This window comes from Kribbella sp. NPDC051952 (assembly GCF_040680855.1).
GTDB lineage: Bacteria > Actinomycetota > Actinomycetes > Propionibacteriales > Kribbellaceae > Kribbella.
Map to the genome: position 1 here is coordinate 235,224 of NZ_JBFAXQ010000002.1, position 15,220 is coordinate 250,443.

A 15,220-nucleotide genomic window follows, 5' to 3' on the forward strand; every position below is an offset into this window, starting at 1 on the left:
GCAACGGATCCGGCGCTCGAGATCGCCGGCCGCGTGCTGACCGGCTAGCGCATCAGGCCGGACTCCCAGGCCCAGACGGCGATCTCGGTGCGGTTGCGGGCGGCGATCTTGCGTTGGACCGAGCCGAGGTGGGATTTCACGGTGGACAAGGAGATCATCATCTCGGTGGCCAGCTCGGCGTTCGTGCGGCCGCGGGCGACGGCCTTGATGATGTCGAGTTCGCGGTCGGTCAGCGCGGGTTCGGGGCGGCGGGGGCGGCGGCTCGGGGTGGTGAAATGGGCCAGCAGCCGGGTGGTGATCGACGGCGAGACGAGCGACTCACCGTTGGCCGCGGCGTGCACTGCCTCGACCAGCAGCCTCGGGCCGGCATCCTTCAGCAGGAACCCACAGGCGCCGGACCGGAGTGCCTCATGAACGAGCTCGTCGAGATCGAACGTCGTGACGACGAGCACCCGCAGCGGATCGGCAACACCGGGACCCGCCAGCAGCCGCGTCGCGGCCAGCCCGTCCATCAGCGGCATCCGGATGTCCATCAGCGTGACGTCCGGTCGCAGCTCCTGAGCGAGCGACACCGCACGCTTGCCGTCCTCGGCCTCCGCCACCACCTCGATGCCGGACTCCCGTTCCAGGATCAGCCGGAACCCGGTCCGCACCAGCGCCTGGTCGTCGGCGAGCAATACTCGCAGCGTCATTCCACTCGTCCCTCCTCCAGCGGCAGCGCCGCCACGACACCACCCGGCAGCGGCAGCTCAGCGCGAACCCGCCACCCGTTCTCACCGTCCTCGCCGACGGTCAGCCTTCCGTCCAACGCGGCGATCCGTTCGCTCATGCCGACCAGTCCGTAGCCGTCCGCAATGCGACGATGCCGGCCCTGTCGCAGTCCGTCGTTCCACACCTCGACCAGCAGGCAGTCGCCGGTCGGCTCCACGGCGACCGTCACGCGGCGCGCCTCCGGCGCATGCTTGCGCACGTTGGTCAGCGACTCGAGTACGACGCGGTGCACGGTCGACACCGTCTCCGGGGCAACCGCGAGGTCCGCCAGTTCGGGAGCCAATCGCAACGTGACGCCCTGATCTCCTTCCACCGCGGCCTCGATCGTCTCGACCAGGTCGCCGGCCGTCGGCGGCAGCTGCTCCTCGGGGCTCCGCAGCATCATCACCAACCGCCGTACCGCACCGAGGGCCTCGGCGCCGGCGCGTTCGATCTCTTCGAGCAACTCCCGCTCCGTGCCGTCGGCAAGCATCAACTGCGCGGCCTGGGTCCGGACGACGACGCCGGTGATGTGATGCGCCACCAGGTCGTGCAGCTCTCTGGCCAGCATCTGTCGTTCCCGGGCGCGGGCAGCGGCCAGCGCGGCTTCGCGGCGAGCAACGCCGTCGCGCAACATCAGTCCGACCGAGACGCTGCCCGCCCACAGGAACGCCCAGAGGACCGCGACGCTGAGGCTGACCGAGTCGATGCCGTACCGCAGCAGCGGAGCGACCACGACGGCCAGCCCGCCGAACACCGCGACGAGGACGGCCGGGCGCGATCGTAACCGGTGGCAGCTCGCTCCGATCAGCAGGATTAACCCAAGGGTCTCGATGTCACCGGCCAGCTTCGCGCCGGGCTTCAGCAGGAAACCGGCGAGCGTGCACAGCAAGGACAGGGTGATCGCGGCCGTTGCGAGCTGGCCGAGCCGCTGGGGGTAACGGCGCCGGAGCAGCGCGAGCGCCCCGATCACCGCGCCGACGACGAAGTACGGGATCTCGCCGGCCGGACGCGATTCGTTCAGCAGAATCCGTCGTACGAGTTGGTCGGCGTTGAGGCCGACCAGGAGGACGACCTCGGTGCTGACCAGGCCGAGGCGCAGTAGCCGGTTGGTGGCGAGGGGCACCGGGTCGTCGTCCTTTCGCTGGTCATGGATGTGCGCTGTCAGTGCGGTTCGGCGTCGGCGGAGCAGTTGTAGTCGCGCTCCGGGCGTTCGCCGGTGGTCAGGAAGGCTGTCACCGCATGGCTCGCACAGCGGTTCTTGCCCAGCGGGTAGACGCCGTGGCCGCCCTGGTCGGCCGTGACCATCGTGGCACGCCCACCGAACGCCTGCCGCAACTGCCGGGCTCCGGCCAGCGGTGTCGCCGGGTCGCGGAGATTCTGCACCATCAGGACGTTCGACGGGCCGTCGTCGGTGACGCGGACCGGCGGCTCGGTCGGGTCCGGCCAGAACGCACAGGGCTGGATGTTGGCCCCGGCCGCCCCGAACATCGGGTAGCGGATCCGGTCGACGGCGACGCCGCGCTGGTAGGTCCCGACCGACGTCGGCCAGCGCGAGTCGTTGCAGATCATGTAGTAGCGAGCCGAGATCAGGTTGTTCGGGTCCATGTCGCCGCCCACGGGCAGCGGTGGCGGCGGCTGGTTCGCGTCCAGCGCCTTCCATCCCTCGGCGAGGACCGGCAGCTGCGTCGGACCGTACAACATCCCGAAGGTGGTCAGCCGGAACACGGTGCCGTCGATCTTCGTACCGTCGGGCGCTGTCACCGGTTTCTTGTCCAGCCGTGCTGCGAGCTCGTGGTACTTCACGGTCACCTGAGCCGGCGTGCGGCCCAGGCCGTACTCGCGGTGGTTGGCCGCGGCGAACTCCGCGAAGTCCGGGAAGCGGTCCGCGAAACCCCGTCCGAACAGCCGGTCGCTCGGGTAGTCCCACCCGCCCGGCCCCATGTTGCTGTCCAGCACGATCCGGTCGCTGCGCTCCGGGAACAGGGTGGTGTAGACCGCACCGAGGTACGTCCCCCAGGAAGCACCGTCGTACGAGATCTTCGACTCGCCCAGCGCGACCCGGATCCGGTCCATGTCGCGGGCGGTGTTCGCGGCGCTGACGTGCGGGAGCATCCAGGCGGTCTTCGACGCCGCGCACTGCTTGGCGATCTGCTTCACCTCGGCCGCCCGCTTGGTCACGTCGGCGGCGTTGCGCGCGTACGGCGGGATGTTGCCGAGCAGCTGTTGTGCCGGGGTGAGGTCACACGACACCGGCGTACTCTTGCCCATTCCGCGCGGGTCCATCCCGATCACGTCATAGCTGTTGAGGACGCTTTGCGGAAGACCGGTCGCGACGAGGAAGGCCGGGTAGTTCTGGCCGGGGCTCGGGCCGCCGGGGTTGGTGAGCAGGATCCCCCGCCGCTTCTCCGGCTTCTTGCTCGGGAGCCGCGAGACGGCGATATCGATCATCCGGCCGTTCGGGGCGCGGTAGTCGAGCGGAACCTTCAGCGTGCCGCACTGCATCCCGTCCGGGATCGGCACCGGCGAGATCTCCGGCGGGCACTTGTCCCACTGGATGGAACTCGACGGTTCTTGCGACTCGGCTTGCGAGGCTGCCGGAACCAGTGCGGCCGCCAACGCGGCGACAGCAATGGTCAAGGCAGCGGCTTGACGTTTCATGGTTCCCTCCGGGAGGCGCTGTGGACGTGACGAGTCTTCGCGAACCCGCACGCCCCCACATCAACCCGGCGACCATCCCCGTATCGACCGAAAGTACGAGACCGGTTGCGGTTGCTCGCAGCAACTGGCCGGATCCTGACGCCGGACTGGCGCCCGCGCGCCGGAGCGGTCAGGGTTGATGGCTATGACGGACGACAAGCAGCGCGAGGCGACCGGATTCCAGGAGCAGGCGGCATACGACGAGACGATCGATCTACGGACCGACTTCGTCATGGTCTACGGGCTCAACGACAGCACACCGGAGCGGATCGCCCGGTGGCGGGAAGCCGGGTATCGGGTCCACCTGATGACCGGCATCTCCTGGGGCACCTATCAGGACTATCTGGACGGGCGGTGGGACGGCTCGGACCACTGGGCGGACGCGCAGGCCGCGGGTGACGGGTCGCCGATCCTGCATGGCAAGAGCACGGACATTCCGTACATGGTCCCGACGTTCAGCTTCACCGAGTACCTGGTGCAGAAGCTCCGCCCGATCATCGAACTCGGGGTCGAAGGTATCCACCTCGAGGAGCCGGAGTTCTGGGCCCGCGCGGGCTATTCAGAGTCGTTCAAGCGCGAATGGCAGGCGTTCTTCGGCGAGGAGTGGCAGCCGCCCCACAGCACCCCCGAAGCGCACTTCCGCGCCGGGCAGCTCAAGCAGCACCTGCTGTCCAGGAGTCTCGACCGGGTGACGTCCGTACTGCGCGACGAGGCCCTGAAGCTGGGCCGTCAGGTCCGCTTCTACGTCCCGACCCACAGCCTGCTGAACTACACCCAATGGCAGATCATCAGCCCCGAATCACGCCTGCGGACCCTGCCCTCGATCGACGGCGCCATCGCGCAGGTCTGGACCGGCACCTCCCGGACGCCCAACGTGTACGCCGGGAAGGTTGCCGAGCGCACCTTTGAGACGGCGTACCTGGAGTACGGGATCGCCCAGGACCTCACCCGCGGCACCGACCGGCGGATGTGGTTCCTGCACGACCCGATCGAGGATCACCCGGACCGCACCTGGGAGGACTACCTGGCCAACTACCAGCGCACGCTCGTCGCGTCCTTGCTGCACCCGGGCGTCTCGCGGTACGAGGTGGCGCCGTGGCCGAACCGGATCTTCAACCGGCCCTACCTGCGCGAGGGATCCACCGAACGGCAGCCGATCCCGCCGGACACCGCCACCAGCTACCTGATCGCGATGAACAGCCTCCGTGATCTGGACCAGCCGGAGGTCCGCTGGGCCAACGAAGGACCGCGGATCGGGGTCGTGCTCTCGGACACCGCCATGTTCCAGCGCTGGTCGCCGGGTGGCGACAGTGGACATTACGACGGTCTGCAGGATGCGCTGGCGCTCGAAGGGCGCGAGCAGCTGCACTTCTCCGATTTCTACGGTCTCGCCCTGCCACCGCTGTACGAGGGCCAGAAGGTCTGGCCGGTCCAGCTCGAGAACGTGCTCGACACTCCCGATGCACTGGACGATGTCGACGTACTCGTCCTGAGCTACGAGTTCCAGAAGCCGCTGGCCCCCGGTATCCATTACGCGCTGGCCGGCTGGGTCAACCGTGGCGGCAGTCTCCTGTACGTCGGCGACGGCGCCGACCCGTATCACGAGATCCGCTCCTGGTGGACGGGTCGCTACGACACCTGCGTCGATCACTTGGCCGAGGCACTCGGCGCCGACCCCAAGCACGACGGCATCCAGCCGATCGGCGCAGGCCGGGTCCGCTTCCTCCCGACCCGCCCTGCTGACTTCACCGAATCACCCGAGCGCGCCGCCGAACTGGTTGCGGCAATCCGCGAGCTGGCCGAGGCAGGTGGCCACAGCTGGACGCCGACCAACTGGCTCTCCGTCCAACGCGGCCCGTACCTGATCGGTGCCGTACTCGAGGAAGCCGGCGGCACACATGTTGTCGAAGGCAACTACCTCGACCTCCTCGACCCACAACTCGGCCTCGTCACGAAGCGCGAGCTGGGCCCCGGCGAGCTCACCTGGCTCCGCGACCTCAGCTACGACGACGAACCCCTCCTGGCCTCCGCCAGCCGCATCGTCGACTGGCAACAAACCGACTCCACCCTCCAGTTCACCTCCGAGGCCCCACGCGGCGTCCAGGTAACCACCGCCCTCCGCACCCCCACCGAACCCAAAGCCATCCGCCCCACCACCGTCGTCCCCCACTACAACGCCGGCATCCTCTGGCTCCACCACCCCGGCGACCCCACCGGCACCCACATCGAACTCGACTTCTGATGCGGTGGTCAGGCGGCGGCGGTCAGTGGGTGGGGTGACTGGAGATGGACGGCTAGGTTCAGGCTGATGGATTGGCGCGCTCCGACCAGGCGTACGCCGGCGAGGGTCAGGGTGGCTGTGGTGACGCATTCGCCGCCTTGGACCATCGTCAGGGTTCCGGCCTGGACCACGGCGTCGAGGGAGGCGACCTCTACGACGATTCCCAGGACGAACTTGAACGAGTGGATCAGCTCGCCGTTCACGACCAGGTCGACGCGTGGTGAGTAGGTCGACTTGATGCTGTGAGCGGTCAGGCTGACGATCTCCTCGCTGCCGTCGGCGAGCGTGCGTTCGGCGGCCTCGGTCAGCTTGGAGTGCTTCTGCCAGGCGGCGAGCAGGACATCGGCGAGATCCATCTCCAGCAGACCGTCCGCTGCGGCGGCGACCTCACGGTCGACCATGCCGGCGGCCGAACGGGACAGCCGGCGGACCCGCCGCAGAGCTGTGCGGCTGGCGTCGTGCTGGCTGATCGCCCGGACCAGCGCGTCCTCGGCTGTCTGGGACCCGGCCCCGAACAAGAGCGCCTTGGCAGTCAGCGGAGTGTGCACGGGTCGATCGTCGACAAGCGTCGTAGTGGTCATCAGTCAGCCCCCTTGAAGAATGTGGATACCTGCGTCTTTGTGCGGCTGGATCCGCACGACCAGCATCGGCGGCGCCGCGTCGGACTCCGTCAGCTGTGGATCGAGCGCCGGAGCGGGTGGGACGACGACCCGGAGGTTGTTGCGAACCCATCGCTTGTCCAGCCGCCACCGGACGACGCGATAGGTGATAGTGCCAGCCATCAGTACGCCGAGCACTACCAGAACTGCGCTCCACGGGAATGACTCGGCTGACGAGGCAGTCCCCACCGGCTGCTCGTCAGTCGGGCTGGGAGTCGGCTGCGGAGCCACGGCCGCCTGCTCGGTCGTGACCCGTACGACGTGACCGACGCCCACCATCGAACCGGCCTTCGGAGACTGGCCGTCGACAACGTCTCCGACGTCGACCGGCACCCGCAGCACCAGCCCGACCGCGGACACCTTGGCCTCGGCGTCGGTGATCTTCAACCCGACCACCCGCGGAACCCGCACCAACTGCGGCGCCACAGTCTCCGGCTTCACCGTTCCGGGAGTAACAGTTCCCGCGGTCACCACGAACAGATCGTCGTCGGTCAGCTCCGGGTTGGTCTTGCACACCGACGTGATCGAGTACTTCTGCGCCGTAGCCTCGGCCGGAACGGAGAACAGCACGTCAACCGCCCCACTCGCAGGCACGACGGCCGATCCGACCGCCGCCTCGACGCCCTCCCAGAAGATCTCGACCGCGCCACAATCGACGTACCCCTGAATGCTCGCGAACACGACGGTGCCCGGTGGCCCCTCGGACCGGTCCAGCCGAAGCCTCGCCGTACTGTCGCCAGCGGCGTGCGCGATCCCCGTCGTGGTCAGAGCAAACAGGACCACGAGCGCACACGCCACCGCCCCCACGTACCACCGGCCGCCCCCGACCGCGCGCAACCCAGCCATCGCAGTACCTTCTTCGCGCCCGCAACCGTTCTGCGGAACGGTTCCACCCGAGGTGCGGACTCATTGGTTCGGAGTCCACAGCCCTGCGCCGTGATACGTCCAACAAGCAATTGCTCGACAACCGTTCTCCCGGCGGTCATCGCAGCATCCGCGGCGAGCTACATCACGGTCCGACGGTGGCACAGCGCCGAGCGTTCGGCGCATCAGCTTCCAGAAGTGAGGACCCATGAACGACTCCTCCGACGCGCCGACCGGGATCAGCCGCCGCCGGCTGCTCGGCACCAGCGCGGCGGCCGGCCTGGCCGCCGCCTCCTCGCTCGCGCTGCCGCCCAACGTTCGTACGGCGCTGGCCTCGCCGCCCCCGAAACACGGTGGGCTGAGGGACATCAAGCACGTCGTCATGCTCATGCAGGAGAACCGCAGCTTCGACCACTACTACGGCACCCTGTCCGGCGTCCGCGGGTTCAGCGACCCGCACGCCGTCCGGCTGCCCAACGGCCGGAACGTCTTCTACCAGCCGGATCCGTCCAACCCCGACGGCTACCTGCTGCCCTACCGGCTGAACACCAAGATCACCGCCGCCCAGGCGATCCCGTCGATGAGCCACGAGTGGACGGTTCAGCACGAGGCGCTGAACGGCGGGAAGATGGACAACTGGGTGCCGGCCCATATGGCCTCCGACGGTGCCATCGACGGCCAGTACACGATGGGGTACTTCACCCGCGAGGACATCCCGTTCCAGTTCGCCCTGGCCGAGAACTTCACCATCCTGGACGGGTACCACTGCTCGGTCCTCGGCCCGACCGGCCCGAACCGGCACATGTGGATGTCGGGCACGCTCGACCCGAACGGCCTGGCCGGCGGACCCTCGCTGACCACCGGCGGACCCACGAACCAGTTCAGCTGGACCACGTACCCCGAGCGGCTGCAGCAGGCCGGCGTCAGCTGGAAGATCTACCGCCAGCCCGGCGGTCTCACCGGCTCCGCGGCGATCAGCAAGTGGAAGCAGTTCGGCAGCGCCCAGCCGGGCGACCCGATCTACGACAACGGCGTCGCCACGCAACCGCTGGGCCAGTTCGAGTACGACGCGATGAACGATCAACTGCCCACGGTCAGCTGGATCCTGCCGCCGTCCGGCTTCGACGAGCACCCGTCCGCGCTCCCGGCCGCCGGCGCCACCTTCGTCGCCGGCAAGATTGACGCGATCGCCGCCAACCCCGAGGTGTGGGCCAAGACCGTCTTCATCCTGTCGTACGACGAGAACGACGGCATGTTCGACCACGTCCTGCCGCCGACCCCGAAGCCTGGCACCCCCGACGAGTTCGTCTTCAAGACCTCCAACACCGGCGAGGTCGGCGGCGGCCTCCCCGTCGGCCTGGGTTTCCGTGTGCCATGCATCATCGTGTCGCCCTGGACCACCGGCGGCTATGTCTTCTCCGAGACCTCCGACCACACGTCACAGCTGCGCTTCCTGGAACGCATCACCGGCGTCAAGGAAACCAACATCAGCGCCTGGCGCCGCAAGACCGTCGGCGACCTGACCGGCGCGTTCCGCTTCAACGACACTCACCACGCGCCGGTCCTGCCCGACACCACCGGCCAATACAACCTGGCCCAGTACCAAGCGGCCCAACTTCCCCTGCCGACCATTCCCAGCACTCACCAGACCCCGCCCCGCCAGGAGCCCGGTCACCGTCCCCATCCCCACTGACCTCACGACCTGGGCCGGGTCTACGACTCGTAGTTCGCTACGGACATCGAGTTGTAGACCCGCGCGCTCTTCGTGGTCAGCTGGAGGAACGCGCGGCTGAGTGCGGTCGGCAGCGCGGAGACCAGGCGGGCGCCGTGGGCCAGCCCTGACACACCGAGACGGGAGGTGGGGACCAACGTCTTGGCCGCGCTCAGGGCGACCTCACGGCTCCCCCGCACGTTCTCCGCCATCGCGCGCTCATAGGCAGGGAACGCCCGCTCGTGGTCACCGTCGACCCGCGCCAATTCACCGGCGAGCACGTACGCACCGATCACAGCCAGGCTCGTACTGCCGCCGACGGCTGGTCCCGGACAATAGCCCGCGTCTCCGACCAGCGTCACCCGGCCGCGGGACCAGCTGTCCATGTGCAGCTGGGTGATCGAGTCGAAATAGAAGGCCGGCGTACGGTCGAGTTCCTCCAGCCAGCGATCCACCTCGGCATGCATCCCGGTGAATGCTGCCCGCAGCAACTCCTTCTGCCGGGGTACGTCGCGATAGTGGTACTCCAGCTCGCGCTCACTCCGGAACAGGAACAGCGCCCGCGCCTCGCCGGCGTTACGCGCCGCATAGATACCGGCTGTGCGTCCGACGCCGGTGTGGATCCGGAGCTCGCGATCCAAGCCGTACAAGTTGGGCACCGTCACGACCCCGAAGTACGGGCCGATGTGCTTGCTGAACTGTGCCTCGTCGCCGAAGACGAGCCGGCGTACGTTCGAGTGCAGCCCGTCGGCGCCGACCACCAGGTCGAAGCGGCGCGGCGGGGCGTGCTCGAACCGCACCTCGCCGTCGGGCGAGATGTCGGTGATCGAGTCGCCGAAGATGTACTCGACATCGTTCGGCGTGGCGTCGCGGTAGATCTCGCTCAGATCGTCGCGCATGATCTCGACGTGCCGGTCCGACGTACCGCTGAAGACCTTGGCCAGGTCGACGTTGACGGGCCGGGCGACGCCCTCCCGGCACAGCGTCATCCGGTCGGTGTCGGTCGCCAGCGCCTCGATCCGTGGGAGCACGCCCATCCGCTCCGAGATCTCCACGGCCGGCCGGAACAGGTCGACCGAGTGGCCGCCGGTCTTCCGCGCCGTCGGCGCACGCTCGACCACAGTCACCGCGAACCCGTGCTGAGTCAGCCAGTACGCCAGGACCGGACCGGCGACGCTGGCGCCGGAGATGAGAATCCGCATGATGATTACACCTTCTTCAAACAGTCATGAGTCGTGCGGTGAGCGCTGCCCGTCGGTCCGGCCACTCCGTGTTGAGGACGGAATACACGGCCGTGTCCCGCAGCAGTGCGTCCTCGCCCGGCATCCACGATCTCGACCAGCTGCGCAGTACGCCTTCGAAGGTTGCGCCCACCTTCTCGATCGCCGCGCGGCAACGCAGGTTGCGGGCGTCGGTCATCAGGTCGACCCGGTTCACGCCGAGCGTGCTGAAGGCGAACTCGAACAGCTGCAACTTCGCGTCGGTGTTGAACCCACGGCCCTGCGCCGACGCGGCCATCCAGGTGAACCCGATCTCCACCGCGCTATGACCACGACCGTCGGGCCACGTCCGCGGATCGCAGTACGCCGTCACCCCGACCGCGCGCCCGGATTCCCGGTCGACCACGGCGTACGGCGCCAGCTTCCCGGCAGCCGCCTTCCCGAGCTGACCATCGACGTACGCCGGAACGTCCGCAGCCACCGGCACCCGGGTGAACAGGTAGGACCGCCGGTCCTCTTCACACGCGACCGCGAGATCCCCCGCGTGCCGATGTCCGAGCGGCTCGAGCCGCACCAGCTGCCCCTCGAGCACGGGCCAGACGAACCCGGCCGAAAACGGTGCCGCGGACATTCAGTCGCCTCCCGCGCAGAGGGTCGCGCCGGCGTCGACGACCAGTTCGACACCGGTCACGAAAGCCGACGCGTCGCCCGCGAAGAACAAGGCAGCGTTCGCGACATCCTCAGGTGCGGCCCATCTGTCCGGCAGCACCGCGTTCACCCGGATCTGCTGCGGCGCGTACTCGGCCGCCGTCACTCGGGTCAGGTGGTTCAGCGCCGCCTTCGAGGCCGCGCCTGCGACGTCCGGGCCGTCGTACCGGATGGATCCGACCGACGAGACGTTGACGATCGATCCACCGGCCCGGCACATCAGCGGCACCGCGTGCTTCATGGCGAGGAAGGCACTCGTGACGTTCACCGCCATCGCGAGATCCCACTCGTCCTCCGACGTCGCGACGACATCGCCGCCACCGGTCGAGCAGAGTGCATTGCCGAGTACGTCAAGCCGGCCATGATCGACCGCGATCTGGCTGAACACGTCGGCCAGCTCCTCGTCGTACGTCGCATCCGCGGACAGCGCGATCCCAGCGCTGCCCGCTCCGATGATCAGGTCAGCCGTCTCCTCGGCCGCAGTCCGGTCGGCGTCGACGCAGACGACGTACGCCCCCTCCCGTCCGAACGTGACGGCCAGTTGCCGGCCCCAGCCCGCCGTACCTGACCCTGCTCCGGTCACCACGGCGATCTTTCCGTCGAGTCGCTTCATGCGACGTCCTCCCCAGCGGTCTGCTTCGGTTCCGACCAGCACAGCGTCATACCACCGTCGACCACGAGCTCGACGCCGGTGATGCGGCGGGACTCGGGACCGGCCAGGAACAAGGCGGCGTTCGCGACGTCCCAGGCGTCACCCATCCGGCCCATCGGTACCTGGCGCGCCCGGCGACGCCACATCTCCTCCACATCTCCGGACGCGTACGCGTCGACGACTCCTGTGTGCGCCGAGATCATCGGCGTCTTCATCAGCCCGGGTACGACGGCATTCACGCGAATCCCGTCCTCGGCGTACCGGGCCGCGGTCACCTTCGTCAGTTGGTTCAGTGCGGCCTTCGACGAGGCGTACGAGATGTAGGGGATGCCGCTGTACCGCAACGAGGTGACCGACGAGATGTTGACGATCGAACCGCCGCCGGCGGCCTGCATCATCGGGATCGCCTGTTGCATGGCCAGATAGGCGCTCTTGACGTTCACGCCGAGCACCCGTTCCCAGTCGGCCCGCGAGGTCTCGACGACGCCGCCGAGGGTACCGATGCCGACATTGTTGTCGAGGACATCGATCTGCCCGTACTCCACACCGACGCGGGTGAACACCGCGAGAACGTCGTTACGACTGGTCACGTCGGCCCGGAGTGCGATCGCCTGACCGCCTTCGGCCGTGATGATCGCGGCCGTTTCCTCGGCGGCGTCCTCGTTCACGTCGACGCAGACGACCGCGGCACCTTCTCGCGCGAACGTGACGGCGGTCGCCTTCCCGTTCCCCCATCCTTCGGCGATCGAGCCGGCCCCCATCACGACGGCAACCTTGCCGTCGAGCAGCCGCCCCTTCGTCTCATTCATAATTTCTGTCCTTTCAGATGGCTCGGTCGTGGTCGGCCCAGAACGTGGCGCGGACGTCCTTCTTCAGGACCTTCCCGTTCACGCTGCGCGGGAGCCGGTCGACGAAGACGATGTCCTTCGGCGCCCGCACCGGTCCGAGTGCCTCGCGGCAGCGGAGTTTCAACTCGTCGGCGGCCACGGAGAGACCGGGCTTGAGCTCGACCACGGCAGTGACCCGCTCACCCCAGTCGTCGTCGGGCGCACCGACGACCGCGCAGTCCTCGACGGCGGGATGGCCCCAGATGATCTGCTCGACCTCGCTCGGATACACGTTGAACCCACCGGTGATGATCAGGTCCTTCAACCGGCCGGTCAGGTACAGGTAGCCGTCCTGGTCGAGATGACCGAGGTCGCCGGTGTGCAGCCAGCCGTCCCGGATCACGTCGGCGGTTCGCTCCGGGTCCCGGTAGTAACCCTTCATGACCAGCTCGCCCCGTACGCAGATCTCCCCGGTCTCGCCCGGCGCGGTCTCCACCCCGGTCAGCGGGTCCTGCACCATGACCGACACGAGTGGGTACGGTCGCCCACAGGACGACAGCCGCGACTCGTTCAGTAGTCCCCCGGTGTCCAGATGCTCCATCGGGCGAAGGAAGCTGATCGCCGCCGGTGCCTCCATCTGCCCGTAGCCCTCGACGAACACCGGCCCGAGCCGCGCGATCCCCTGTCGCAGCTTCTCGACCGACATCGGTGCGGCGCCGTAGATCAGATAGCGCAGCGACGAGGTATCGGACTCGCGGTCCTCCAGTACGTCGAGCAGCCGGTAGATCACCGTCGGCGGCAGGAACACCTCGGTGACCCCGAAGTCCTCGATCGCCGACAAAATGTGGCCCGGCGTCGCCCGCGGTACGATCACCACAGTGCCGCCACGCGCCGTGGTCTGCAGGCTGAGAAGTCCGGCCGTGTGCGTCATCGGCGCCGCCGCCAGGTTCACGATGTCCGCGCCTTCCGGATAGGACAGCGCCAGCAACTGATGGGCGACCATCGTCGACAACGTGCGGTGCGTGTTCATCACGCCCTTCGGAGCCCCGGTCGTCCCGCCGGTCGGCGCGATGGCCACGACGTCGTCCATCGCGTACGAGATGTCCGGAGGCGCGTCGGAGAACTCGGCAACCCACGATCCGAAGTCGAAGTCCTCGGTGCCGTGGCCGAGGGCAATGAAGACCACGTGCTCGAGTCGCTTGCGGAGTACGTCGACCTGATCCGACAGCGAGGAGTCGTACAGCAGCAACTCCACGTCGAAGCGCTCTAGCAGCGCTGCGGTCTCCTGGACCGGATGGTTCGGGTTGAGCGGCACCCACGCGCCACCTGCCCGCCAGATCCCGAGCACGCAGATCCAGGCCAGCGGTGCGTTCGGTGCGAGGACAGCCACCTTGGTCTCGCGTACGACGCCTGCCCCGAGCAGGCCGTTGGCGATCCGGCACGACATCCGGCCGGCCTGGTCGTACGTCCAGGCCTCGGCGTCCGAGCGGTAGGCGACGGCTGTCGGGTCGATCCGCCAGCCACGGTCGAAGAAGTCGATGACTGCCATGGTTCAGCGGCTCCCCAGAATGATGACGGAGGCAACGGCCTCTTCGCCGAGATGGAATCCCCCGCCGTTCTCCGCAAGGGCGATCCGAGCCCCCGGGACCTGCCGCGAACCGGCCTCACCCCGTAACTGCTCGGTCAACTCGAAGACCTGTCCCAGCCCGGTCGCGGCCAGCGGATGTCCCTTGGACTCCAGCCCTCCGGACGGGTTGACGGGGATCCGGCCGCCCAGCGTCGTCTCTCCCCGCCACGCCGCCGGACCACCCTCGCCGGGAGGCACCAGTCCGAGCAGCTCGGTCTGCAGCACCTCACCGAACGCTGTCGCGTCGTGGACCTCGGCGACGTCGACGTCCTCGGGTCCGAGGCCGGCTCGTTCGTAGGCGCGCCCCGCGACCTGCCGGGTGATGTGCTGGTCGAACGACGCCGGATCGTGGTCAGCGCCACTTCCCACCATCGCCGCGAGGACCTCGATCGGCCGGTCCGAGCCGAGCCGCCGTAATCCGCTGTCGTTGCACACGACAACGGCTGCCGCGCCGTCGGTGACCGGCGCACACATCGGAACGGTGAGCGGGTGGGACAGCTTCCGGGCTCGCAGCACGTCCGCGATCGTCATCGCCGTACGGAAGTGTGCCCGCGCGTTGTCCGTCGCGTGCGCGTGGTTCTTCGCCGCCACCGCGGCGAGCTGGGCCTGCGTGGTGCCGTACAGCCGCATGTGATTGCGAGCGAGCGCTGCGTAGATGTCCATGAAGATCGATCGGCGACCCGGATCCTCGCCATCGGGCTCGCCGCCCAGCTCCTTCAAGGTGCGGACCAGAGCGGCCGGATCGGAGACGTCGTACGCCGTGTCGAACAGCTCCATCGTGCGGGTCGGATCGCCGACATGCATCTTCTCGGCGCCGACCGCGAGAGCGACATCCGCGTCGCCGGCCCGAACCTGCGTGACCGCAAGGCCGAACGCGGACGCGCCGGTGGCACACGCGTTCTCGACGTTGTGGACCGGGATCGACTCGAATCCCATCCCCCGCAGGGCGATCTGGCCCGACACCATCGCCTGGCGTTCGAGGAACCCGTGCGCCGCGGTCCCGAAGAACGCCGCGTCGACCGAGGTGACGCCGGCACCGGCGTCGGACAACGCACTGCGAACGGCCCAGCCGGCGAGGTCGTGATTCGTCAGCTCGTAATGGACACCGAACGTCGTCATGCCGACGCCGGCAACCCAGACCCGCTCTCCAGTCATAACGACTCCCGGCAACTGATGGTGTGGATGAGACTCCCCCGAGCATCCGTCGAACGCCGTACCCCT

At 68.2% G+C, this 15,220-nt stretch carries 13 protein-coding genes; 2 read left to right on the top strand and 11 right to left on the bottom strand.

Annotated features, from left to right (window positions below; all coding sequences use genetic code 11):
• Window positions 1-44 precede the first annotated feature (44 nt).
• The 3 genes from AB0L70_RS05810 to AB0L70_RS05820 are packed head-to-tail and all read right to left on the bottom strand — an operon-like array spanning window position 45 to window position 3,411.
• Window positions 45-692: a response regulator transcription factor gene (locus tag AB0L70_RS05810; protein ID WP_363680440.1), complete on the bottom strand. Its 648-nt coding sequence runs from the start codon at window positions 690-692 to the stop codon at window positions 45-47.
• A complete protein-coding gene (locus AB0L70_RS05815; protein WP_363680442.1) occupies window positions 689-1,876 on the bottom strand; it encodes a histidine kinase in 1,188 nt (395 codons plus the stop codon). Before AB0L70_RS05815 ends, AB0L70_RS05810 begins: the two co-directional genes overlap by 4 nt.
• Before the next feature lie 38 nt (window positions 1,877-1,914).
• On the bottom strand, window positions 1,915-3,411 hold the full coding sequence (locus AB0L70_RS05820) for an alpha/beta hydrolase (RefSeq protein WP_363680444.1): 1,497 nt from the start codon (window positions 3,409-3,411) through the stop codon (window positions 1,915-1,917).
• A gap of 184 nt (window positions 3,412-3,595) precedes the next feature.
• On the opposite strand from AB0L70_RS05820, the gene AB0L70_RS05825 reads away from it, so the two are divergent.
• Window positions 3,596-5,692 carry a hypothetical protein gene (locus AB0L70_RS05825; RefSeq protein ID WP_363680446.1) on the top strand — a complete coding sequence of 699 codons (2,097 nt, stop codon included), beginning with the start codon at window positions 3,596-3,598 and terminating at the stop codon, window positions 5,690-5,692.
• A gap of 8 nt (window positions 5,693-5,700) precedes the next feature.
• Here AB0L70_RS05825 and AB0L70_RS05830 read toward each other — a convergent pair whose 3' ends face one another.
• On the bottom strand, window positions 5,701-6,312 hold the full coding sequence (locus AB0L70_RS05830) for a hypothetical protein (RefSeq protein ID WP_363680448.1): 612 nt from the start codon (window positions 6,310-6,312) through the stop codon (window positions 5,701-5,703).
• A 3-nt stretch (window positions 6,313-6,315) separates the two neighbouring features.
• Complete coding sequence (locus AB0L70_RS05835) at window positions 6,316-7,236, bottom strand: PASTA domain-containing protein (protein WP_363680450.1); 921 nt, start codon at window positions 7,234-7,236, stop codon at window positions 6,316-6,318.
• Window positions 7,237-7,462: 226 nt separating this feature from the next.
• Between AB0L70_RS05835 and AB0L70_RS05840 the strand changes: the two genes are divergently transcribed.
• Window positions 7,463-8,947: an alkaline phosphatase family protein gene (locus AB0L70_RS05840; protein ID WP_363680452.1), complete on the top strand. Its 1,485-nt coding sequence runs from the start codon at window positions 7,463-7,465 to the stop codon at window positions 8,945-8,947.
• A gap of 20 nt (window positions 8,948-8,967) precedes the next feature.
• Here the strand turns inward: AB0L70_RS05840 and AB0L70_RS05845 are convergent, their stop codons facing one another.
• From AB0L70_RS05845 to AB0L70_RS05870, 6 genes are read right to left on the bottom strand one after another with little or no spacing between them, the layout of a single operon-like run.
• On the bottom strand, window positions 8,968-10,167 hold the full coding sequence (locus tag AB0L70_RS05845; protein ID WP_363680454.1) for an FAD-dependent monooxygenase: 1,200 nt from the start codon (window positions 10,165-10,167) through the stop codon (window positions 8,968-8,970).
• 16 nt (window positions 10,168-10,183) lie between these two features.
• Window positions 10,184-10,816, bottom strand: coding sequence for a GNAT family protein (locus AB0L70_RS05850; RefSeq protein ID WP_363680455.1), 633 nt, complete (start codon window positions 10,814-10,816; stop codon window positions 10,184-10,186).
• On the bottom strand, window positions 10,817-11,506 hold the full coding sequence (locus tag AB0L70_RS05855) for an SDR family oxidoreductase (RefSeq protein WP_363680456.1): 690 nt from the start codon (window positions 11,504-11,506) through the stop codon (window positions 10,817-10,819).
• The gene (locus AB0L70_RS05860) at window positions 11,503-12,354 is read right to left on the bottom strand and encodes an SDR family oxidoreductase (RefSeq protein ID WP_363680457.1); all 852 of its coding nucleotides are present in this window, start codon (window positions 12,352-12,354) and stop codon (window positions 11,503-11,505) included. Before AB0L70_RS05860 ends, AB0L70_RS05855 begins: the two co-directional genes overlap by 4 nt.
• 13 nt (window positions 12,355-12,367) lie before the next feature.
• Window positions 12,368-13,921 carry an AMP-binding protein gene (locus tag AB0L70_RS05865; protein ID WP_363680458.1) on the bottom strand — a complete coding sequence of 518 codons (1,554 nt, stop codon included), beginning with the start codon at window positions 13,919-13,921 and terminating at the stop codon, window positions 12,368-12,370.
• Window positions 13,922-13,924: 3 nt separating this feature from the next.
• Complete coding sequence (locus tag AB0L70_RS05870) at window positions 13,925-15,154, bottom strand: thiolase family protein (protein WP_363680460.1); 1,230 nt, start codon at window positions 15,152-15,154, stop codon at window positions 13,925-13,927.
• Window positions 15,155-15,220 lie beyond the last annotated feature (66 nt).